General features: G+C 67.7%; 14 protein-coding genes. 3 read left to right on the plus strand and 11 right to left on the minus strand.

Going from position 1 to position 22,034, the window contains the following annotated elements; all coding sequences use genetic code 11:
* Positions 1-37 precede the first annotated feature (37 nt).
* Together OIB37_RS35775 and OIB37_RS35780 are read right to left on the minus strand one after the other, a co-directional pair.
* Positions 38-1,474, minus strand: coding sequence for a helix-turn-helix domain-containing protein (locus tag OIB37_RS35775; RefSeq protein ID WP_330455488.1), 1,437 nt, complete (start codon positions 1,472-1,474; stop codon positions 38-40).
* Positions 1,475-1,534: 60 nt separating this feature from the next.
* Positions 1,535-1,711, minus strand: coding sequence for a hypothetical protein (locus OIB37_RS35780; RefSeq protein WP_330455487.1), 177 nt, complete (start codon positions 1,709-1,711; stop codon positions 1,535-1,537).
* A gap of 1,359 nt (positions 1,712-3,070) precedes the next feature.
* Between OIB37_RS35780 and OIB37_RS35785 the strand changes: the two genes are divergently transcribed.
* Together OIB37_RS35785 and OIB37_RS35790 are read left to right on the plus strand one after the other, a co-directional pair.
* On the plus strand, positions 3,071-3,292 hold the full coding sequence (locus tag OIB37_RS35785; protein WP_330455486.1) for a hypothetical protein: 222 nt from the start codon (positions 3,071-3,073) through the stop codon (positions 3,290-3,292).
* A 461-nt stretch (positions 3,293-3,753) separates the two neighbouring features.
* Entirely contained in the window at positions 3,754-4,290 is a 537-nt protein-coding gene (locus OIB37_RS35790) for a hypothetical protein (RefSeq protein ID WP_330455485.1), read from the plus strand.
* On the opposite strand, the gene OIB37_RS35795 is transcribed toward OIB37_RS35790, so the two are convergent.
* The 3 genes from OIB37_RS35795 to OIB37_RS35805 all read right to left on the minus strand — a co-directional run bounded on the left by OIB37_RS35795 (position 4,247) and on the right by OIB37_RS35805 (position 10,716).
* Positions 4,247-5,038, minus strand: coding sequence for an IS5 family transposase (locus tag OIB37_RS35795; protein ID WP_330455484.1), 792 nt, complete (start codon positions 5,036-5,038; stop codon positions 4,247-4,249). The two genes, OIB37_RS35790 and OIB37_RS35795, sit on opposite strands and share 44 nt — an antisense overlap.
* 289 nt (positions 5,039-5,327) lie before the next feature.
* Positions 5,328-10,055 carry an ATP-binding protein gene (locus OIB37_RS35800; RefSeq protein WP_330455483.1) on the minus strand — a complete coding sequence of 1,576 codons (4,728 nt, stop codon included), beginning with the start codon at positions 10,053-10,055 and terminating at the stop codon, positions 5,328-5,330.
* Between the two features lie 418 nt (positions 10,056-10,473).
* A complete protein-coding gene (locus OIB37_RS35805) occupies positions 10,474-10,716 on the minus strand; it encodes a hypothetical protein (protein ID WP_330455482.1) in 243 nt (80 codons plus the stop codon).
* Positions 10,717-11,249: 533 nt separating this feature from the next.
* On the opposite strand from OIB37_RS35805, the gene OIB37_RS35810 reads away from it, so the two are divergent.
* The gene (locus OIB37_RS35810; RefSeq protein WP_330455481.1) at positions 11,250-11,483 is read left to right on the plus strand and encodes a hypothetical protein; all 234 of its coding nucleotides are present in this window, start codon (positions 11,250-11,252) and stop codon (positions 11,481-11,483) included.
* 206 nt (positions 11,484-11,689) lie between these two features.
* On the opposite strand, the gene OIB37_RS35815 is transcribed toward OIB37_RS35810, so the two are convergent.
* The 6 genes from OIB37_RS35815 to OIB37_RS35840 all read right to left on the minus strand — a co-directional run bounded on the left by OIB37_RS35815 (position 11,690) and on the right by OIB37_RS35840 (position 21,792).
* Positions 11,690-12,618 (minus strand): IS5 family transposase gene (locus OIB37_RS35815; protein WP_443058097.1). Its coding sequence is split into 2 segments (ribosomal slippage): positions 11,690-12,285 and positions 12,285-12,618, totalling 930 coding nucleotides; the frame shifts between segments, so codons are not numbered across the junction.
* Positions 12,619-12,674: 56 nt separating this feature from the next.
* On the minus strand, positions 12,675-13,148 hold the full coding sequence (locus tag OIB37_RS35820) for a YxiG-like protein (protein WP_330455480.1): 474 nt from the start codon (positions 13,146-13,148) through the stop codon (positions 12,675-12,677).
* 516 nt (positions 13,149-13,664) lie between these two features.
* Positions 13,665-15,755, minus strand: coding sequence for a tetratricopeptide repeat protein (locus OIB37_RS35825; RefSeq protein WP_330455479.1), 2,091 nt, complete (start codon positions 15,753-15,755; stop codon positions 13,665-13,667).
* Positions 15,756-16,404: 649 nt separating this feature from the next.
* On the minus strand, positions 16,405-19,137 hold the full coding sequence (locus OIB37_RS35830) for a TerD family protein (protein ID WP_330455478.1): 2,733 nt from the start codon (positions 19,135-19,137) through the stop codon (positions 16,405-16,407).
* Positions 19,127-21,199 (minus strand): DEAD/DEAH box helicase family protein, encoded by a 2,073-nt coding sequence (locus OIB37_RS35835; RefSeq protein ID WP_330455477.1) that lies wholly within the window; start codon positions 21,197-21,199, stop codon positions 19,127-19,129. Before OIB37_RS35835 ends, OIB37_RS35830 begins: the two co-directional genes overlap by 11 nt.
* The gene (locus OIB37_RS35840) at positions 21,196-21,792 is read right to left on the minus strand and encodes a hypothetical protein (RefSeq protein WP_330455476.1); all 597 of its coding nucleotides are present in this window, start codon (positions 21,790-21,792) and stop codon (positions 21,196-21,198) included. Before OIB37_RS35840 ends, OIB37_RS35835 begins: the two co-directional genes overlap by 4 nt.
* Positions 21,793-22,034 lie beyond the last annotated feature (242 nt).

Raw genomic sequence — 22,034 nt, forward strand, 5'->3', positions numbered from 1 at the left:
CCGTGAGGCCGCCGCCCCGGTGACGGTGCGGGACGGCTCAGCGGTCTTCCTGACCGCGAGGTGCGCACGGTTGGGTGTCCCGTTGGGTTCGTGTGTCGGCCGGGGTGTGAGGGGGCGTGTGCGGCCCTGGCCGGGCCGCGGCCGGCTCGCTGTGACGGCGTACGACCACGGGCGGGGTGGGCCGGGAGCCGGGGATGCGGATGCGGATGCGGGTCGTCAGCGGCCTGGCTGCCGGGCGGGGGCTGCCCGGGTAGGGTCCGGCGGCGGCCGGATCTTCGCCGTGGTCGGGGCAGTCGCTGCCCAGCGGGCAGATCACCGGGGCAGGAACGGGCGTGCGGAAGGGCTGCGCGGGGGCAGGCAGGACGCGGGGGGCGAAGAAGTCTCCGGAGCCGGGAGGTTCGTTGAGGGTGGTCATCGTCGCGGCGTTCAGAGCCGGCGCGGGATGTGATGGGGAGGCCTGGGGCCATGTCCGTGTGGTCTGCCGCCGTGGCAGAGGGGGCCGCACGCCGGGCACCCGCAGGGACAGGGTGGGGGTGTCCACTCCGCGATCCGGCGACGGACCAGGCCCGGGCCGGCGTAGTACCAGCGTGGGAGCATCCGCAGGGGCAGCGGGTGCAACGGCCTCTGAACGCGTGGCGGGTGCGCAGCTGGAGCACAGCAGTGAAGTCCACCCGCGTTCGCCGCTGTAACCGAAGGAGGGGCGGCGACACCGCGGACAGGCGAGCTCTCCACGGCGCTGCGCCTGGTCGACGAGGAGTTCTCGGCTCATCCGCGCGACGGCGTCCGCTTCGGGCGAGGCCGGGTCGGGCACGTGAACCGTGAGCTTGAGAGCGGGGGTCCTGCGTGAGGTCGACTCCATCTCGCTCATCAGCAACTGCAGGTCTCTGGGGGTGACACGGTCGTGGAAGACCAGACGCTGGGTGGTGTCGGGTCTGCGGGAGCGCAGGCGGCTGCTGCGCCGGTCGGCGTCCGCACGGTCCCAGGCCTTCGTCCACTCGGGCAGCTCGCTCCTGCGGACGTTGCAGGCCTCGGCGAAGGCCGCGACAAACGTACGGCTGGGCGTGGAACTGCCTTTGAGGACTCGGCCGACGGTGCTGTGCGGCAGCCGCCCGACGCCCCCCACCCGGGCATCGAGGGAGCGCAGCGGTGGCCGGCCGTCGTCGTGGTGCAGATCGACGAGCGCGGAGTGCAGATCAGCGAAGTCCTTGACGACACTGATGTGCACTCCGCTGCGGTGGCCGCCGACCACGCCCTGAGCACGGGCCTCGTCGCGCCGGGCGTGCTTCCACAGCCGCTCGGCTTCCTTCGTGCTGCGCTCGCAGGCCGCGGCGTAGGCCAGGACCACCGCCGGGTTCTGCGGCACGCTGCGCCCCGAGGCGGCGCGCGCGAGAGTGTCCGCACTGAACTCGGTACGAGAGGCGAGCTGTTCGTAGGTCAGTGCGGCAGCAGCTCTGCCCTCACGCAGCCAGGTCACCAGAGCACGCAGCGACCGACTGCACAGGGGAATCGCGTTCTCGCGGCGCGCCATCGCGGATCAGGCCTGCGCGGGCCGCGCCGTGACGGTGCGGGCGCGTCGCAGCTGCATCAGGAGGCGGTAGCCGAGGGAGAGTGCCTTGAGAGTCATGACGATCACGCCGGCGGCCGGCCAGCCGGCGGCGGCCAGGGAACCGGCGACGATGATGATCACGACGAGGACGACGGCCTCAGCCACGGTCAAAGGACGCGCTGTGCCGCAATTGGTGTTGTTCAACTTCATGACCTAACTGTTCGTTCTGGACTCAACATCTGCTACTGCGGGCGTACTTGCCGGTGGTGTGGGCGGTGCTGGTATGCCGGGGCGGTTGCCGCCACCCGCGGTGGTTAGCGATGTTGCAGCATCCCGGCCTCCAGCACTAACTGCCGGGAACGCATTCCGCAGATGTGTCCCTTTGACCGCGTGGACTCGGCGCGGACTTCTGTGAGGCATCGCGCCTGTTCGTGGGCGGTGACGCAAGCTTCTTTCCGCAGTTGCGTCCCATCTTTCAGGGACCGCGACTGTCACTGAGGGTGACAATCCGCAGGGATGTCCCGCGATCCACTACAGCTTCCGGACACGCCGCAACCCCTGTCACCGCAGCTCGGGGCGGCAATGCCCCTCCCCGTTCCCGCGCCCTCGTCCCGGCCTTGACCTTCGTGCCGACATGCCTGATGTTTGTGCGTGCCTGACTGCGCGCCTCACGGCCGCCAGTGGGCTCTCCGAAGTACTGCGGGCAACACAGCTACCCAGGAGACCGAGCAGCCCCGTTGCCGCGGGACACGCTCGACTGTTCTGGCGCCGCCCATCGCGGCGCCAGACCTTTCTGCGGACCCCGGCCCTGCCACACACCGACCCAGCTCGCCGAAGTCCCTTCCGACCCCCGGCCCCTGGCCCACGGCCCCTGGCCCCTGGCCCCTGGCCCCTGGCCCCTGGCCCCTGGCCCCTGGCCCACGGCCCCTGGCCCCTGGCCCCTGGCCCACGGCCCCTGGCCCCCCGACCCCTGGCCCACGGCCCCTGGCCCCCCGGCCCCTGGCCCCTGGCCCCTGGCCCACGGCCCCTGGCCCCTGGCCCACGGCCCCTGGCCCCTGGCCCCTGACCCACGGCCCCTGGCCCCTGACCCACGGCCCCTGGCCCCTGACCCACGGCCCCTGGCCCCTGGCCCCTGACCCACGGCCCCTGGCCCCTGACCCACGGCCCCTGGCCCCTGGCCCCTGACCCACGGCCCCTGGCCCCTGACCCACGGCCCCTGGCCCCTGACCCACGGCTTCCGTGGAGGTTCAAGAGCCTAAGAGCCCTCTGAAGTGCGAGTTCAGTGATCGTTCCGGAATCCGGTGATCGTCGAAGGATTCGCTATTGCCGGGTGGATCAGGCGGAGCGAGTCTGTGCTGGTCAGGTGGGTGTGGTGGTGTGGGGGAGTGAGGTGGGCCAAGAGCGCGGCTGCGGGCGTGGCCAGTGGTGACAGGCTGTTTGGCTGGCCTCGCGCAAGGAGGGTGATCTCTGCGAATCCGTGATCAGGAGGAGGACCTGGCAAGGTGCTCGTCGGACCGTTTCCCGGTGGGTGGCAGTGCCCGCTCCTGGGCTGTGGACACGACGTCAGCGAGGCCCGAGCGCCCGGTAGGTGAACTCCTGGGCGATGCCGCCCGGTTGCATCTGGGCGTCCAGGCGGTCGGCGACGCGGCGGGCCTGGACGAGGCATGGACCGACGGCATCCTGCCCGACCTGGGATCTCAGTACGGGGCCTTCGAGTTCTGTACGAGTGTGGGCTTCGCTGCCTGACCGCACGAGCTCCCGCGCACAACAGGGCGCTGTCTTTCGCCGTCTCCACGGCATGGCAGAAGGCCGACCTGGTCGCAGGTCGGCCCTCACGGTTGGGTCGGGTGCTGTCACGCACGCCGGTGCCCGAAGGTTCTGGCCCGTTTGGTAGGGAGGAGTCCGCAGCCGCCGGGGAGTTGGAACCTGTCATGGAGCGTCGCATCCCTGCCTACGGGGGTGCAAGCTCGCCGTGTCGAAGCTGGGTCGCAGGTGCATCAACTGTGCGGGGTTCCGTACACCGCGCGAGAATTTTGCAGGTCAGCAGGGCTGATCCGCGTGGATTGCTTACGGAGCCAGCTAACAGGACTGCTTAGAAGCTGTTGTCTTTTCGGGCGTGATCGGTGCGTTTTCGCTGGTCGGGGATAGCAGTGGTGATTCCGTGGGAGTCGTGGCCTGTCGGGTCGTCGTTCCCCGGGAGGTCACGGATGCCGTCGGTTGTCGGACTGCTGGAACAGCACGAGCTCGCCGCTCGTCGTCGAGTCGACGGGCTGCGGGAGGAGGCCGACTGCATCCAAGGCGAGCTGGCTGCGGCCGAGCGGGAATGGCAGGAGTGGGCGATCGCGCGCAGGCGGGTCGACACGGTGCTGGCTCCGGATAGCGGCGACACCGCCGGCACGGAGGCCACTGGCGATCGGCGGGATGCGGACGCGCCGACGGAACCCCGGGACGCGGCGAAGCCGAAGTCGCAGGTGCCGGCGTGGCGCCAGGGGCTGGCCTGGTCGGCGCTGTCGGTCGACTACCAGCGCATCCTCACGGCGCTCGCAGACCGGGACCGGCTCCATCAAGGGCCGCTGACCTGCCAGGAGATGGCCGCGTTGTTCGGCATGGACGTGGTGCCGGCGCGGGTGGAAGCACTGCGGTCGAAGGCGAAACGCCTGGTCGCGCGGGGGTGGCTGGCCGAGCGGCAGCCGGGCCGGTTCACCCTCGCGGCAGGCGTGAGCGGGCCAGGCGGCGCGTCATGAGCAGGGTCATCGACCAGTAGATCATCGCCTCGGCGCTGGTGGTGCGCCGCTCGAAGTCGCGCACCAGACGGCGGCTTCGCATCAGGTGGGCGAAGAGGCGCTCGACGATCCACCGCTTTGGCAGCACCACGAACCCCTTCTGGTCGTCGCTGCGTTTGACGATCGCCAGGACCAGGGTGAGCGTGGCCAGGCAGTACTCGACGAGGCTGCCGGTGTAGCCGCCGTCGGCCCAGACCAGTTCGAGGCGGTGGTGCACGTCGGCGACCTGCCCGAGCAGGACCTGGGCGGCGATGCGGTCGCCGGTGTCCGCGGCGGTGACCATCACGCCCAGCAGCAGACCGAGCGTGTCGACCACGACGTGCCGCTTGCGGCCGTTGATCAGCTTGCCGCCGTCGAAGCCCCGGCTGTCCCCACCGACGACGGCGTCCGCCTTGACGGACTGCGAATCGATCACCGCGGCCGTCGGCTCCGCATCCCGCCCCAACTCCTCGCGCACTCTCGCGCGCAACCGGTCGTGGGACTCCTTGACCAGCAAGTTGTCGCGCCAGCGGCGGAAGAATGCGTAAATGTGGTCCCACGGCGGAAAGTCGACGGGCATCGCCCGCCACTTGATCCCGTTGTCTACGAGATACCGGATCGCATCGAGCATCGCCCGGTGGCAGTACGCCTCCGGCCGGCCGCCCCGGCCACGCATCCAGCCCGGCACCGGCAGCAGCGGGCGGATGACGGCCCACTCCCCGTCCGTCATGTCAGTCGGACAGCGAGGCTGCCGCGTCCCGTTGTCAGCGGCGTTTCCGAACCGGTGAGCCAGGCAGTCACACTCCCAGGTGACCGCACTGGACTGCCCGGCCATCGGCACGCAAGACTGCTGCACCAGGGCCTCCTGCTGCTCGGTGATTCGACACCAACGAGCTGTTCAGGAGGCCCTGTTCGTATGCGCCCCAGCGTCCCGTGACCACCCGATCGGGACTCCCGTTCGACGCGCATCCCTCAAGATCGAAAAGACAACAGCCTCTAACCTCAGCCATTGAAGATCTCTAGCGGAAGATCTGCTCGATCCCGAAGACGAGTTGGTGGGCTTGGGGCCATCCGGCGTCGATGAAGGCGTCGCAGATTTCCCGCAGGGCGGTGAGGTTCTCCGGTGTGTGCAGGATGCTCCTGTGGTCGGCCAGGATGCGTTCCACGAATTTTACGCAGGTGCCCAGGCCCATCGGGTCCATGGTGTATCCGTCTTGTGTGCCAGCTTGTTTGATGATGTCGCGGATCGTCAGAAGAGCTTTTTGTGGGCGATGGTCGGTGATGTATTCGTAGATCTCGACCAGGTGGTGGGTGACGGGTGCTGCGGGAACCTGCGCCAGGATCTGGATCACTGGGTCGGCTTCGTCGACGAGCCTGACTTGGTCCGATGTGGGTGGTGTGCCTTCCCGGTCGATGGCTCCGCTGCCGGAGAAGAGCTGGAAGGCGATGCCGTCGAGCAGTTGAACTTCGGCTTTCAACTGCTCTTTCTCGCTGTCGGTGAGCTGGTCTGCGCGCCTGATCGCTTCCTGCGCCGAGCGGAGTGCCGGCTCGGCGAGCTCGTGCATGAAATCTAGGGCGCGCTTGCGGACGGCGGGGTCATTGTGGGTGAGAGCCTTCTGAGAGCGGAGTATGTGGAGGGAACTTGACCAGGCACTTTGCCCCGGCCAGCTATCGATCATTTGATTGAGTAGTGTTCTGGCCTCTGGCATGGCGTCATAGACCCAGAGAAGTGCTGCAACTGTTGCGCAGGTTGAGGCGGCAGACTCGCGGGCTTCGCTCGGGTTCACGCGAGCCGCTACTTGGGCGAGGAGTTGCGTGCCTCGGTGTCGGTCGCTCATGCGTAGGGCAGCTGCCTCGACCGTTGCGCTCAGGACGGCATCGTCCGATTCCTGCTGGGCGAGCAGTTCGAGGAGTTCCCAGGCGGTGTCCGGGGAGCTGCGTGCGACAAACGGTGCTGTTTTGGCGATGGTGTGCCGGATCTGTCCGACAGGGTCCGCAGAGAGCTCGAGGATCGCCTTGCCCACCTCCGCGGTGTAGTGCTCGGGCACCAGGCACAGCTGCCCGAGTCCACGGGCTGCCTCGGTGCGCGGGCCTTGCGGGATGAGCATGGTGTAGTTGGCGTTCTGATCTGTCGGCTCAGGACGTGGGCTGCTCTTCAGCGACAGCAGGATGGACCGGGCGTGGTCCAGGGCTGATGGCGGCGCCTGGATGGTGCGTGTCCAGATTTCGGCTGCCTTGGCCACGAGGGTTTCTGCTTCGTTGCGCACTGCTACGGAGGATGCCTGGACCAGAGCTGCCTCAAGCGCGGTGACGACCGGGACGCAGGAAGTGATCTCGTCCGGAGTCGGGGCGCCGTTGAGGTAGGTGTCGGTGAACCGGCGGACTTCGTCGCTCAGGATCTGTACGGTCTCGTCTGCAGGGTTGCCGCTGGCCGCGACCGGTGTCGGGTTCAGGCCGGCCCAGGCCAGATCGTCGTCCTCGTCGTCGTTATCGATGGCTGCGGCCTGGGGCTGGTGGTCGTGGGCCAAGGACTGATCGATGAGGTGTTCTGCCGAGAGCGCGTTGAGGAACATCCGGTACCGGCGATCCTCCCGGTCCCAGTCCTGGCTGCCATCGTCGGCGCTGAGGGGCTTCAGCGCGAGCACGGCTGCCTCCAGCCGGCCTGCTTCTGTAGCCCCGAGCGTGGGATGCAGTGCTCTTGTCAGTGTGGATGCGGGTCCGGCGAGCTCGGGGATGAGTAGCCTCGTCACGAGAGTTGCCGGATCGCTGAAGAAGGCATCGGCGAGGGCGGGATTGTGGGGCGCGGACAACAGGACACGCCGCCACACGACGGCAGCCTGAGGGGCTGCCGTCAACGCCTCGACCAGCTCCTGGGTTTGCGCGGCGGTGGCGTTCGACGCGAAGTCCTGAAGGGCGTTGAACAGGGCCGCCGGGTCGTCGTTCGCGTAGCTGGTGCCGAAGTCCGTCAGGTGTGAGCCGTCCTCCTGGATCGTGACTGCGTGGCTGTTCAAGATCATCTGATGTTCTGTCGGCTGGGTATGTCCGAGGGTGCTCAGCCGGGTGAGGATGGACAGTGCGCGTCGGGAATCGGTTCGCAGGAGGTCGGGGAAGTACTGGACTAGGGGATACTTGGCTGCGCCGAAGTCCTGTCGGCGGTTGGACAGCAACGTCAGGACGGCGCCTGAGCCCATCTGTGTGGTTTCGGAAGAGTTCTCTTCATGGCTGAGCGTTGTGACGTAGAGGTCTTCCACGAGTGCGGGCATTAGCCCTGTCAGCTGTTCGACCTCGTGGGTCAGGGCCACAAGGTCGTTGTAGCCCCGTTCCTGCAGTTGCGGTGGTTCCAGGGCGCGCCTGAGCAGAGTTTCGGTTGCCTGCGGATCGCTGGTAGCTGTCTGGATCACTGCGGGGATGGCCAGTCGCGCCCACAGAGTGGGTGGCTGAGTCCAGATATGTTCCAGCAGGCGCCGCGCGGCCAAGCCACACTGTTGCAGGGACGCCGTAGTGAGGATCGTGTGGTGGGATGCCAAGTCGGTGACCAGGACACCCAACGCGGAGCCGGCGTGCTCGGGTGTGTGGGAAAGCCGCTCAGCTGCATCCGCCCACACGCCCGGGTTCGCGAGACTGCCTTCTTTGATTCTGATGGAGACGACGACGGCGATCGCCCCCAGCAGTCGCTTCAGCTCCGCAGTGCTGTCTGGAACGCCGGCGAGCAGCGGTTCGATTTCTGCGGCGTTGCTGCAATTGCGGACCACGACGTCCGCGATCGCCGGTGCCGTCATGCTTGGCGATGGCGTGGCCATCAGCTCCAACGCAAGTGTGTAGAACGGGGCTGCCCCCTGTTTCCACGCCATCTGCAGGTACACGTCGATGCTGGGTCGGGCGAAGAGCAGCAGGTCCGGATCTGCCCGCAAGCACTCCGTCAGACCGTCGCTGAAGGAATCGAAGTAGACCGTCCCCACGGCGTAGTCGAACAGCACATGGTGCGCGAACTGAATCGGCCCACGCGCAGGGTTCCCCACGGTAAGCGGTACGCGGCTGAGAACGGATCGGGAAAGCAGGCTGTCCAGGACCGTGGCCGCGGCGATATCGCCCTCCAGCACTGTCTGGGCCGGTACAGCAAGTTTCCTCTCACGCGCCGTTGCCGCGCACAGTCGCACCAGCAGGGCTTCCCTGGCGGTGCCGCCGGCCCCGTCCGAAACGCGTGCCTGCCAGTAGCGGTCCAGCAGATCCGGCCTGCTGTCGATCCCGCGAAGATCTGATGCTGCCGAGCCTTCCAGCAGGAGTTCAGCAGCCAGGCGCAGATTGAAGGTGTTGAGCATCAGCCGTCGCTGCTGTTCGGAGGCCTGGTCCAGCAGGCTCCTCAGCGCCGGAAAGGCATCACTGACTTGTTTCACCTCGTCGTCTGTCAGGTCCTCCACCAGCACGGGGGCGCCTGGGAAAAGGGTGCGCAGGCGACTCGAGTGCTGTAGGTCCCATGTGCGGATTGAGGCAACCACTCGCCAGCGGGGCAGCTGTCGACTGACATTGTCGATGACTGTCCGCCACAGTCCGGCTGAGGCGTCCGCTCGTGCCGCGTCCAAAGCGTCGATGATCAATAGCCCGGTGCTGCCGGGAGACCACTCGGCCAGGACATCGACGAAGGAGTGCTGCAGCCCCAATTCCGTGCGAAGCTCACCAATGCTCTCAGCAGCAAGGCTACTGACCTGCATGAAGACCAATGGCCGGCCTTGAGCAGCTACCTCACGAGCCAACCCGTGCAGAACCACTGTCTTACCGGCCCCAGGTTCACCCACGAGGAGGAACGACTCGTCCTGTGAGCGCGCATCCAGCCCAGTCGTCATACTGCGCTCGATTGCCACCGGATCGTGCGGCGCGGGGATGGTGGTGAGCCCGTGGTCCAACTCGTCGAGAGCCTGCTTCGTGAACTTCGTCAAGAGCTCCACATCTGCGGTGAAATCCTTGATCGTGGCCAGTGCGATGGTGGCCGACGACAGTTTTTCCTGCAGCTGCGCCACGTCGGCGCCGGAATGCAGGATGGCCAATTGTGCGCAGGCACCGAGGAGCACGTTCCAGGCGGCCTCCGCTTGAGCGGCGTCGCTGAGTACGGTCATGCGCAGCAGCCCGAGAGCCTCGCGCTCTGCCTGGCCGCCGGACTCTACATCCAGGGTCCAGACGTAGCAGCAGGCCAAGAATGCCCGGAGCTCGGCAGCCGACGGCGCTGTGCCTCGCTGCTTCTCCCACTGCCGGCGGACATGCGCCACGAACGTGTTGTGAGCGGCGACCTTGGTGGCGTTGAGGCCCAGGGAGGTCACGTCTTTTTCGACGGGCTCGCCACGGAGCCGGTCCAGGGCTTGGGCGAGATCGACTCTCACCGTTCCTGATGCCTCGGAGGACGTGACGAGGACCAGACGTTCATGCGCGTGGCCGGGCAGCAGGTGCTGCTGTACGAACTGTGCGGCCGTCTTGGCCATTTCGCTAGTTGCCCGGATAGACATGCCGATGGTCCGTTTTGCCTGCAGGACCAGGGTGATCCCATCGGAGGTGTCTACCCGGCAGTCATCGACGGGCTCCCCGGTTTCGCACGCAACTTGCTGCACCGACCCGGTCCACAGGCCCCGGACGGCGGGGGCAGCCGTGCCAGCCAAGGAGGTAACAGCAAGCCACGCTGCCACGCGATGCTGGTAGTCGAAGCCTCCCGCTCCGGCGCTGCCACCGGCATCCGACCTCGCTGCCTTGCTCGCAGTCACTGGCGGTCCCCTCGCTTCGGCTGGCTGAGAGAGAAACCTACCGGCCCCGTCCGACAATCAGAGTGAACCCGGCTCATCGGCATGACCGGAGCTGATAATTGGTGCGGTGAGGGGCCCTGTAGTCCGCCATTGCCGTGTGCGAGTGACGTTTGGCGTGGATGTCACCTGGGGGGGATGAATGCTCGCGTGAACCCACGGCCGGTCAGCACCGTGGTGGTTACGGTCCGGGGATGGATCCAGGGTTCATGGCGGAGCGGGCGATCGACCCGTCCACCAGTGCAGCGCGGTGGGTGGTCGCTGACAGCCTTACGTTGGAGTTGCATCTGGAGGCGTCGGTGTTCATCACCTCGCTGCGGGCGCGGGACCTCTCGCCGAATACCGAGCGGGCCTACGCGGGGCGGGTCGCATTGTACCTGAGCTACTGCAGTGGCCAGCGCCTGGACTGGCGGATGCCGAGCTTCCTGTCGTTGTCGGGGTTCCAACGCTGGCTGGTCACTGAGCCGCTGCCGCCGCGCGGGCATCGGGCGCGGGCGGGCAGGCCGGTGGTGCGTTCGCAGAACACGGCGAACGCGGTGATGACTGCGGTGGCTTCCTTCTTGCGGTTCTGCGTGGCGAACGGCTGGGTACAGCCGAGTGTCGCCGGCCTGCTGTCGCAGCCCAAGTACCTGATGCAATGTCCCAGCCGGCTACGACGCTGGGAAGCGCGACCAGTTCCGCACCATCGACGCCGCGGCGTTCCGGTTCCGGGTGACCGAGCCGGGCTACCAGGACCTGGCGCCGACCCAGATTGCCGAGATGATCGCCCTCGCGCCGCGGGCACGGGACCGGTTCCTCATCGCACTGCTGGCCTGCATGGGCCTACGGATCGGCGAGGCCCTCGGACTGCACGGCCAGAGTGCGGTCGCAGCTTCGACAACGCCCCGCCCTCAGATCCAGGGTCCGGTAAGCCGGTTGTCCTGATCCGCCCCCGAGTCAGCTTGGCCCTGGGATGATCAGGCCGTTACTGGACAGCAGCGAAAGGTGAGGGGGAGCGCGGTGTGGGACTACTCGGAACTCAGCGCGGAGGCACGCAAGCTAGGAGGCCCTGATGCCCTACGGGCAGCCTACGTCCAGCTCGGGCGGCGGCTAGGCCAGCGGCGAGCCTTCATTCTCGGTGCCCTTGCCGTCGGCGTGCCGGTGGCTGGGTGGAAGGTCTTGAAGGACTACCGCGACCGCCGCGCCGTCGCCGCTTCCCAGGCCACGGTCGTGACCTCCGAGGCCGCGCCCGCGACGGAGGAGGCCGTAGTCGCCGAGGCGGAGGCTGTACTCACGGCCGTCGACGTCACGCCGGTGGTCGATGAGCCGGAGCCGGAGCCCGCCGCCGAGTCCTCACCCTCGGCCACCGCAGCCCAGTCCACCCCAGCGGCCGGCGGACCATTCAGCGCGTAGGGGCGCGAACGCCCCAGCGCTGACTGCTGGGAAGGGCCACGCTAGGACTCCTCGGCCCTCCCTCGCGCAGTGCGCCGGCCACCCGACCGGGGCCTCCCGGTACGGGCGCAGCTTCGGCAGCAGCTCGGTGAGCGGGGGAGGACGCTAGTAGCCTCGCCTACTCCTCTGACAAATCCGCTAACGATCACTAGGACCTGTCCGGTCGATCATGTTCGGAGCCAGATGGTGAGGGCTGCAGCGGTTACGGTGCCGAGGTAGACGTAACGGCGCTTGTCATAGCGGGTGGCCACCGCCCGGTGCTGCTTCAGACGGTTGATGGCCCGCTCGACGGTGTTGCGTTTCTTGTACCGCTCTTCGTCGAAGCCCGGTGGCCGTCCGCCGCTCGACCCTTTGCGTAGGCGGGCGGCCTGGCTGTCGGTCTTCTCGGGAATCGTGTGCCGGATGCCCCGTTGCCACAGATAGCCGCGGCAGGGCCCGTTGCTGTAGGCCTTGTCGGCCGCGACGCTGTCCGGCTTCTTGCGCGGCCTGCCCGGCCCGAGCTTCGGGACGCGGATCTTCTCCAGAACCGGCTTGAACTGCGTGCAGTCCGCCCCCTGACCTGGCGTGACGACCAGGGACAGCGGGCGACAGCGGCCGTCCGCACTCAGGTGGAGCTTAGTGGTGAACCCGCCTCGCGAGCACCCGAGGCTCTCACCTCCCGCACTACCTCCACCAGGCGGGCGTGCAGGCTCTGCCACGGCGTTTCGACCTGATGTCCTGGCTCTTCGGCCCCCTTTGACGCGAGGGGCGGCGGGTCGGTGAGGGCGCCCGCCGCATGCTGATGCGCCCGCACGATGGTGGAGTCGACCGAGACGTCCCAGTCAATCTCCCCGACCGCGTCGGCCTGGGCCTGGACCTGTTGGAGCAGACGCTCCCACGTCCCGTCGGCCGACCACATCCGGTGCCGTTCGTAGACGGTCTTCCATGGCCCGACCCGTTCGGGCAGGTCACGCCACTGCACGCCGGTCCGTGCCCGGTGCAGAATCCCGTCGATCACCTGCCGGTGATCCCGCCACCGGCCACAACGCCTGTTGCTGACCGGCAGGAACGGCCGCAGCCGTGCCCACTCGGCATCACTCAGATCACCCCGCCCCATGACAGGAAGAACGACCAGACCACATGCCGGTCACAAGATCACACGAACCCTGCTCCCTACTCCGCGACGAAGGGTGCGTATCCGACCGGGACCTCGCTCACCTGAAGGTCCGAGAAGAGCAAGGTCAGGTTGTGTGCGTTGGTCTCAATGCGTACCTCATGGAAGTCGATCCCGAGGGCCTTCGACCAGCGGCGGGTCTCCTCCGACTCAGGAAGGAGCTTGGCTCCCGGGTACAGGCCGTGCCACTTCACGCCCCAGACGTATCCGTCGAGGTCGATACCGGTTTCGTGGTCGATGAGCCGGTCGTCCAAAGAGATCCGCCAGGTCTCCGCCGGCACCGACGTCTCGCATCGGGCCTCGACGCAGTACCGGAAGAGATACCGCAGGTGGGACGGCGTGATACCGGTACGGGGATCAGCCGTCGCGTAGACGATTACCTCGTAGTCGCGCATGTAGTTGGTGTATCCGTGGTGGACGACAGCGTGATCGAAGGTCTCGTCCAGCATCTGTTCAAGTACGGCGGTATCCATGCCGTCCTTCTACCTCACTCGACGAGACCTTCAACAACGAGATCACGGGCGTCAGACACCGTCACCTCAAAGATCGACCGGACAGGTCCTAGGTGAATGGTGCGCTGACATGTGTATCTAGTGATCGTTTCAGGATCTCTTGCTGCGGTGTGGCAATGGATCTGACCTGAGGTTTCCTGGGGCAGTTGGCATGCAGGCAGGCTCTGAGGTGCAGATTTAGTGATCGTTTCGGAGCATGGTGATCGGCTCTGGATTTCGTTATGGCTGCGTGGCCTGGGCGGCTAGGTTTGTGCTGGTCAGACATCCGATGGCGCATCTACGACGGTTGCCGATGTGCGAGCTGAGGATCGATCGCTCTTTCGTGGCGCAGGTCGCCGTCTGCTCGCCGGTGCCTGGGATTCTGGCGCCTCCACCTGAACGCGGGGGCGGAGGCCTGTGGACGACCGTGGCCGAAGGGCTGTGAGGAGGCGGGAAGCCGCGCCCACCGCGCGAGAGTTGCCCCGATCGTTCGGCTGGCTACGTCGGCTTGGACTGGCTGCGTGTGCGACTCCACCAGCGCCTCTTGTGCTGCTCTCGCCAGTGGGACAGCCGGTTGTCGACCGAGACGGTGTACGGATGGTCGGCGCCGAACGTTGTCCGGCAGCCGGTGAGGGATCGCTTCAGCAGGGCGGTGGCCGCCGACCTGTCGCCCCGGGACCAGTACAGGACGGCGAGTTTGACTTGGCATTCCAGGGTCGCGGGGTCTCCAGGCCCCAACAGCCGTGCGCGAACAGCAACGGTGTCCTCCAGCAGTGCAGAGGCATGGACGCGCCCACGGCCAACCGTAGAGGGCTCCTGTCGTTCACGGGCCAGACGCTCGTCCTGGTGGGCAAAGTCCTCCTGCAGGAGCGTGAAGGCATCCTTGTGACGGTGCGCGAGGAGGCAGGCCCATGCGAGATCGCGTCGAGCGACGAGGGTCATGGGGTGAGCGCGGCCCAACAGTTGCTCGCTGATGCCGATCAGCTGCTGCCCGTAGGGAACTGCAGTGGCAAGGCCGACACTGATCAGACTGCGCAAAGTCCAGCGCAGGAGGTAATGGCCTTCGACATTCCACAGCAGGTCCCCGGCGCAGGCATCGACGCTGTCGATGTTGGTGCGCAGCACGGCTGTCGTCTCACGGTCGAACCACGGGACCTCGTCGCACAGTTCCCTCAACGAGTCGACGGCGGTTTTCACCACCGCCTGCACCGTGGCGTCGGGAGTGCACTCGCGTACGGCTCGTGCGGTCAGGGCGTGCAGCCGCACCGCGCGGGAACCAGCCTGAGCGTGATCGGAGAGCAGGCCGTAGCGGTGCAGAAGTCGCAGGGCTGCCCGCACCTGGTCAGGATCAACGGCGGCGGTAACTCCGTTGGGAGGTGCGGTGCGTTGGGTATCGAGGTAGTGGGTGACGGCGTCGCTGGCCCACAGGGAACGGGGGTGTCCGGCCGGGTCCAGAACGGCGGCCAGACGCATGACCGGAACAGCCAGGCCGACGGGCTCGCTCGCTTGAGCGACATCCAATGAGAGCAGAAGAGCCGCGGCGACCTGCCGCCCGTAGCCCTCGGTGTCTGCCGTGCGTGGCAGTAGGTCGTCCAGGCGTGCTGTGCTGCCGTTGAAGCGGTGCAGATACTCCGTACAAGGGACGTCTTCGTTGACCATGTAGGCGGCCGCGTGTGACAGAGCCAGCGGCAGGTAGCCCAGTGCTGCGGCCAGTTCACCGGCCTGAGAGTCCATGAGATGGGCAGCGTGCGCCGAGTCGAGCCGCTCGTGCAGATAGGCCTCGGCCTCTTCCGCGCTGTAGGTGTCGATGTCCACCACGGCTCGGCCGCCGCCGGACAGCACCGCGTCGTGGCGGCGGGTCGTCGCCACGACGCGGCCGCAACCGAAAGCGGAGGACGGCGGCCACCACTTCTGCATGGCCTCTGGATCGGTGAGGTCGTCAAGGACGAGCAGCCACGGGCGTCGGGTGGTCGCCAGCCACTGAAGGAACACTCCGGCGTCGGACTCAGCACTCTTGCCCAGAAGGTGTTCCGCCGCCGCTTCCACGACGTGTGCGGCGTGCGCGTAACGTGCGATGACCTGCTCGATGTCACTGGCGTCGACCCACACCACCAGGTCGATGCCGTCTTCCAGGGCCTGGTGGGCGTAGGCGGCAGCGAGTTGGGTCTTGCCCACGCCCCCGCCGCCGGACAGGACCTGGGCCAGCACCACCGTGGTATGGCCTGCCCTGGCCTGATCGATCCGATCGCGCACCAAAGACCGGTCCTGGAACGCAGATGCAAGCACGGGTACCGAGCCCAACCGGACGGGCCAATGCAACGGCTGGCGCGGCGGGGGAGCGGAGACCAGCACTTGGCTGACATTGCCACTGATGGCCACCGCATGGGCGGCCGCGGCGATCGCATCGCCTGACCGTTCCACCCGCACGGCCCGGCCATCCGCCTGGGGGCCCGGGCCGCGGTAGCCGCTCAGCGCATCGCCGCCACCCGTGGCGACGGCATCACCGCTCTCGCTGACGCTGACGGGCGGCGCCGTTTGCTCGGTGCCGTCCTGGCCACGGGTCGGGCGCCTCACCCGGAACCGTTTCATCGGCCCTCTCACCATCCACCCCGCCGCCATGGCAGCCTTAGCCGGTGTAGTCGATGCCGGTGCCGGCCCTGCTTCCCTGCCCGCGGGCGCTCGCATCCCCGCTCTGCTCCACACTCCCCTCTCCGCTGCCTCCATGACGACGGCGAATGCCGGTGTGGGCCTCTCCGCCGCCGTACGCTTCAGCCCGCCCCGTCCGTGTGACGGTGTCCCGTGCCCGTGCGGCTGGCTGGATCCAGGCCCACAACAAGGCGCACACCCCTGTGGCGCCCTGCACCGAAGCCCCCACCATCTGCCCGGCATTCGGCCCATCGAGCAGCCAGAAAGCGGGAGTTGAGGCGATAACGGCCACAGCGGCAACCGTCACCGTGACTCTGCGCCCACGCGACATGTCCATCCCTCTCTTACCGTGCGCCACCTCTTGCAGCTCCCGAACCCCGGCAACCAGCGGTCACGGGATGAAGGACGGTTCCTGCGATCACAGCAGTTCCCGTAGTACCCGACGCATGATGTGGCTTTCGGTCACGATCGCACCCGCGTGCAGGAGACGAGCGACGGACTGCCTTCCGCCATGCCTCCTTGCCGGTCGGCGGGTTTGGCTCTTGGCCACTGATCACAGAATCGACCCTAGCGACAGGCACTGACATGGCCGTCAGGGCTCGACGTTGATGCCGTAGTCCGCGGCCAGGCCGGCAAGCCCGGTGTCGTAGCCCTGGCCGACAGCACGTACTTTCCAGCCCGAACCATGCCGGTAGATCTCCATAGCGATGGTGACGGTCTCGCCCGAGACGAACGGGACAGGCGTGAAGGCGAGTCCGCCGCCAACGGGTTGGGTGACCTCGACGTGCCACGTGGTGTTCTGGTCGAAGGAAGCGGCGGGTTGGGCTTCGAGGTCGATGCTGGTGATGACGGCCACGGTGTGGACGTCATCGGGCACGTGCGGCAGATCTGCGGTGACCGTGTCGCCGCTGGTGCGGACTCCGTCGTGGTGCGGGTGGTGGTAGAAGACCAGGTCGTGGTCGCTGCGTACTTTGCCGTGGCTGGTGAGGAGTACGGCAGAGACATCGACTGGCACGCCGGTGGTGATGAGGCGCACCGCTACCGATTCGGTTCGCAGAGGGGCGTTGGCTCCCTTGGCCAGCACGTGCTTGGTGTTGTCCAGCAGGCGTGGGGCGGCCTCGGCCGTCCCTGCGGCAGGTTCACTTGCGGGCGGGCTGGTATTGGTCAGAGCGGCGAGGGTGTGCTGGAAGAGCGGCCAGCCCTCAGTTTCCTCTCCGGGCCATGGCCAGGCCAGGCGTGAAGAGCCGAACTGTTTGCCCGTTGGGGGCTGTCCGAGCGCTTCGTGGAGCTGCAGGTATCGCAGGCTTTCGACGGCTAGGCGGCTGAGTTGCCACTGCCGTCGGGCTTCTTCGGGCTGGTTCATGCGCAGGTCGTTGTCGACCGTGGTGCCGCCGAGCGCGGTGTAGACGCGCTGGGCGACGTCATAGCCGTCACCCGGCAGCAGACGGGCCGGGTGCAGTTGCTGGGCGGGTGCGGGTTCCCCGATCGCGGTGTAGAGAGCGCCGAGGTCGCCGCCGGTCCACTGGTTGGCTGCGGCGGTGGCGAACTGGGCGAACTGGATCAGGGTGGGCGGACGGCCCTTCGCGGCCACGAACCGGTGGTGCGCCTGGGCGACGCCTTCCAGGGAGGTGCGCCAGCGCTGCTGCAGGTAGGTGTCGAAGTACCGCTCGGCCCAGGCACGACGATGGCGGGTGACGATGTCGCGGACCCGTTCGAAGCCTTCGCGGCGGCTGCCGCCGCTGATGGTCGACGTCATGGTGAAGGCGCCGATGGCGGTGTCCACCGGGAGCTCTGTGCGCTCCTTGACGATCATCTCTTCGGGGCCCAGATGCTGCTCAGCGATGCGCAGTTCCTCGAACAAGTCCGGGGGGACCGGGCAGCCGGCGGCAGTCAGCGCGGTAAGGGTGCGGCTGTAGTAGTCGGCCACACCGGACAGGGGAGCGCGGGAGTAGGGGCCTTCGCACACAAACCAGGCGGTCAGCGCGACGCCGTGCCAGAACTCCAGGGCGGGGCCGAGGGCTTCGGCCATCAGCTGGTGGGGGCGGGGGTTGCTGACGAGGCTCTTGGCGTGCCGCTGCAGCGTCACCGACTGCCACAGCCGGTCCACCTGCTCGTTGACGGAAGAGGGCAGCACCTGCCGGTACAGCTGCTGGGTGAAGCCGTGTTCGTCCTGCCAGGAAAAGGCCATGATGTTGTCGTCGACGAGCCCCCACAGCGGCCGCATGCCGGGTTTCTGGGCGGCGTGCGCCTGGTCGAAGGCCGTCCACCACTCGCGCAGAGCCGCCACGCGTTCTTCGACGGGGGAGAGGGAGGTCGGGCCGCCGAGGAAGGCCGCGAGCATCGCGTGGATCTCGTCCTCTGGGATGCCTGCCTCGGCTGCCATGTCGGCCGCCTGGGCGGACATTCCCACATACAGGCGCGGTTCGGGCAGCGCGGTGATGACCTCCTCGTCCGGGTGCGGCGGCGCCTGCAGGTAGTCCAGCGTGGCCAGCCAGTCGCCGGCGAAGTAGCCGGAGACAACCGGCTGCAGTGCGCGCGTCACAACCCGGCGCGCGAGGGCGGTGCCGGTCTTGGATTTCTTGGCGAAGCCGGCCATCAGCGCCTGCAGTTGCAGGATGCGATGGCGGGTGACGAGCTGCAGCGGATCAACGGCCGCCAAAGCGTCCAGGAGGCGCAGGCGGGCGTGCTGCTGGCCGTGCCGGTCCAGCCGGTGCCATCCGCCGCCGAAGCGGAAGGCGTCCAGAACATCGCCGGCGATGCCCAGCAGCCGGTAGCGTTCCTCGATGCCGGACCACAGTTGCCGCTGGTCGTCGGTTGTCTTCCCAGGCCCCGCTGCCCGAACCCGGATCGGTTCGATCAGTGTCTCGAACAACGGGACCAGCACTGCCCACAGCAGCACCGCATCGGCTGCGCCGTCCACCAGGCTCACGCCGGCCGAGTCGTCAGCGGCCAGCGTCAGGGCATGGGCTGGCCGTTCACGCACCAGCCGGGGCAGGTTCACCGCCCCGGCGTTCAGTGACAGCTTCTGCGGCAGGTACCAGGCACCGCGCCGCTGCTGCTCCGGCACCCCGAACGTTTCAGCACACCACGCCTTCTCCTGGGAGCTGAGCCCCAGCACCTCGACGTGGTCCGCAGCCTGCGGCCCGGTGCTGCGGACCACCGAGACCGTGGGCTGGCCGTGGAGCGCTGCAGTCAGCAACCGGGTGGCGAGCGTGTCGAGCTGGACGAACCTCTGCTGCTGGCCGGCAGCTGCCTCGAGGGCAAGCGCGTCTTCGGGGCACGCATCGATAACGGGTTGCCACCAGCGCGGCTGGTCACTGGCCACCGGTCAGCCTCCGCATGTAGTCGACGAACTTCTCAAACGGCATCGGAGCCGCGGTGTTTTGCGCGTAGACGGCGTAGCGCTGGGCCATCAGCTGCATTTCCCGCTCCGCCCGCCGGGCCTCCACCCGGTCAAGGTCATGCACGACCCGCTGCTCGACACGCCCCTGCTCGTACAGCACGAACGCGTCGACTCCGCCCGGGAGCGCACTGTCAGAGTCGCCTTCCCCGAGGCCGTTACCGCCGGCGAAGTCCGCCTCCAGCGTGGAGATGTTGATCAAGGGAACGCCGAGCAGCAGCGCGGGATCCATGTCGTTGTCCGCGCACATGGCCTCCAGATGGTCCTCGAGGCCGAGTTCGGCATGGCAGACCACATCCAGATACTGCTGATCGGCTGCCAGACCCGGCTGGCGCAGCACCCGCACGCCACGTCCGATGAATTGGTAGAACTCGCCGAAACTGCCATAGGGACGCACGGGCACGACGACGGTGATGGGCGGGAAGTCGTAGCCCTGGCCAAGCATCCGCAGCTGCACGATGCCCTGCAGATCACCCGCGTCCGACTCGAAGCGCCGCCGGGTGGCTTTGATCGACGACGGCGACATGCTGTGGTGCAGCGTGGCGCAGGGAATGCCGTGCTCTTCGGCGATCCGGGCGATCTGCCGGGCATGGGCCTCACCCATCGCCGCAAACAGCGCCCGGGGTTTGACCGGAGCCAGCAGCTTGGCCTGCGCATCCAGACAGGCCCGCGTCACCATCATCACCTGCCGGATCGAGGCATCGGACTGCGCGGTGATGCGGGCCATCCTCCGCTCGTTACCCAACGCGGCCAACAGCGCATCGCGGCCGGTGATCTGCTCGCGTCGCCCGTCGGGCCACACCGCCTCGTACACCGTCGTCGCCGCGTCCGGGGCGAACCGGTGCACGCGCAGGTTCTTCGCCGAGCCGTCCGCGACGGAGTCCACCAGCCGGTAGCGGTAGACGACATCGGCGTCGATCGGCTTGCCGTCCAGACGCTGGAAGCACGCCGACATCAACAGCGTGCGCGCATCCCGGAAGTGGGCGAACAGCCGCTGGTAGGAGGCGCTGGCCGCGATATGGGCCTCGTCGACAACGATGAAGTCGACATCGCCCGGCTCCAGCTTTGCCAGCAGGTCCCCGCCCTTGTCGCCAGTACCCAGCGCATGGAAGTTGGTGACCAGCACGTCCGCAGCCAGCAACCGCTGCCGACTCACCTGGCTGATCTGCTCGTCATCCGCGTCCAGCACCAGTGTGGCCGGCGGCTGGGCACCCGGCAGCAGGGGCCCGCCCGCCAGTCCGTACAGGACATTGCCCGGCACACCGGGGTCGAGTGCCTTGGCGAAGGTGCCGCGGATGACCGAGCCCGGCGTCACCACCAGCGCTCGCCGCCTGGTGAAGGACAATGCGGCCGCCACCCCCAGCGCGGTCTTGCCGGCCCCGACCGCCATCACCGTGGCCGCATGCCGACCGCCGGAAGCGTAGTAGTTGGCCAGCGCGGCCAGGGCCTCGTCCTGGCAGGTACGCAACGGCTCTCGGGTCACCTGAGCGCGCACACCGGCGAAGTAGGCCTCATCTGCAGATGACCGGGTACCCCGAGGCGGATCGGCCGCCCGCAGGGGATCGCCCACCATCTCCGGGACCTCGACGCGCGGCGCGGCGATGACCAGTGGCGAGAGCACGGCATCCTGGCGCAGCATCGCCTGCAACTGCGCGACGCAGCGGGCGGTGTCCAGGCGCACCGCGTCGTAGGAAAACCGCAGCACCGTCAGCCCCGTGGCCGCCAGGTCGTTCTGCCGCAACCGGTCGTAGGTGAAGGCGGCCCGGTCACTGTGGAAGGTGAACCCGTCCAACTCCACGGCCAGATGCAGCGACTCGCCAGCGATCAGATAGTCCAGCCGGTAGGTCCGCTCGTTGACCGTCACCGGATGCTGACTGTGTACATGCGCCACGATGCCCCGCTGCGCGGCTGGAGTGAGCACCCAGCGCAGGAAGGCCTCTTCCAGGTAGGACGCCGAGGGGATCAGCAGCTCCAGCCCGGCACTCATGCGGCCCCGCCAGCCGTCGCCTCGGCCGCCAGTGCGCCGATCTTCTCTGAGAGACGGTCCACCGCATCCTCACCCTGCTCGAAACGGGCCAGCCGCCGCGCCACTTCGAGGGCGTCGGTGAAGGCGCCTTCGCGTTCCAGCAGCATCACCAGCCGGGGAACGGACGTCACGTGAACGAACGAGGTCGGGACGGAGCCGGTGTCAAAGGAGACGGCTTGCGGGGCAGCCTCCATCAACTCCAAGTCCAGCAGCGCGAACACCTCAAGCAGCTCAAGCCCGTCAGGGTAGGAGCGTCGGCCGCTCCACAAGCGGTCCACCGCGCCTTGGAGGACGAAGTGGTAGTCCATCGCCCCACCGGGAAGCTCCAGCGCCTCCCAGACCCGGGTGACCAGGTCCGTTCCGCTCGCCTCCACCGGCACATGCCGGCTGGCCGGCGTTGCCGACGTACGGCCCTCAGCAGACGGCCACGTCAGCGAGCCGTACGACACCTTCGGACGGACGCGGGCCTCTGTGAGCGCTTCGCGGACGACACCAGGGCTTCCGGTGAACCGCACACCAGGAATCGCTGCCATACGTTCGAACCACGTCGCCATGTCCCCCCCGCTCATCCCACTCCCGCAGCGTCCACCGCCATCCAACCCCCACAGACATGCTGGGGTTCGGCCGGTCCGGGAACCATGCGTCTTCGGTGACCTACTGCGTACTGCCCACCGATCCAGTGCATCCTCTCGCGGAGCCCCCGGTCGGGCGCAGGATTCTCCAGAACAGCACACCGATTGAGCGACGGCCGCTCCGTACAGCGCGAGCTGCCGCATCTCTAACCGGGGGCGGAGGA

This window comes from Streptomyces sp. NBC_00820, assembly GCF_036347055.1.
Classification (GTDB): domain Bacteria; phylum Actinomycetota; class Actinomycetes; order Streptomycetales; family Streptomycetaceae; genus Streptomyces.

Bases quoted from the DNA above. Each gene is read 5' to 3' on its own strand.
- OIB37_RS35790 (WP_330455485.1), top strand. From the start codon at position 3,754: ATGCCGTCGGTTGTCGGACTGCTGGAACAGCACGAGCTCGCCGCTCGT.
- OIB37_RS35795 (WP_330455484.1), bottom strand. From the start codon at position 5,038: ATGACGGACGGGGAGTGGGCCGTCATCCGCCCGCTGCTGCCGGTGCCG.
- OIB37_RS35820 (WP_330455480.1), bottom strand. From the start codon at position 13,148: ATGGATACCGCCGTACTTGAACAGATGCTGGACGAGACCTTCGATCAC.
- OIB37_RS35825 (WP_330455479.1), bottom strand. From the start codon at position 15,755: ATGAAACGGTTCCGGGTGAGGCGCCCGACCCGTGGCCAGGACGGCACC.
- OIB37_RS35835 (WP_330455477.1), bottom strand. From the start codon at position 21,199: ATGAGTGCCGGGCTGGAGCTGCTGATCCCCTCGGCGTCCTACCTGGAA.
- OIB37_RS35840 (WP_330455476.1), bottom strand. From the start codon at position 21,792: ATGGCGACGTGGTTCGAACGTATGGCAGCGATTCCTGGTGTGCGGTTC.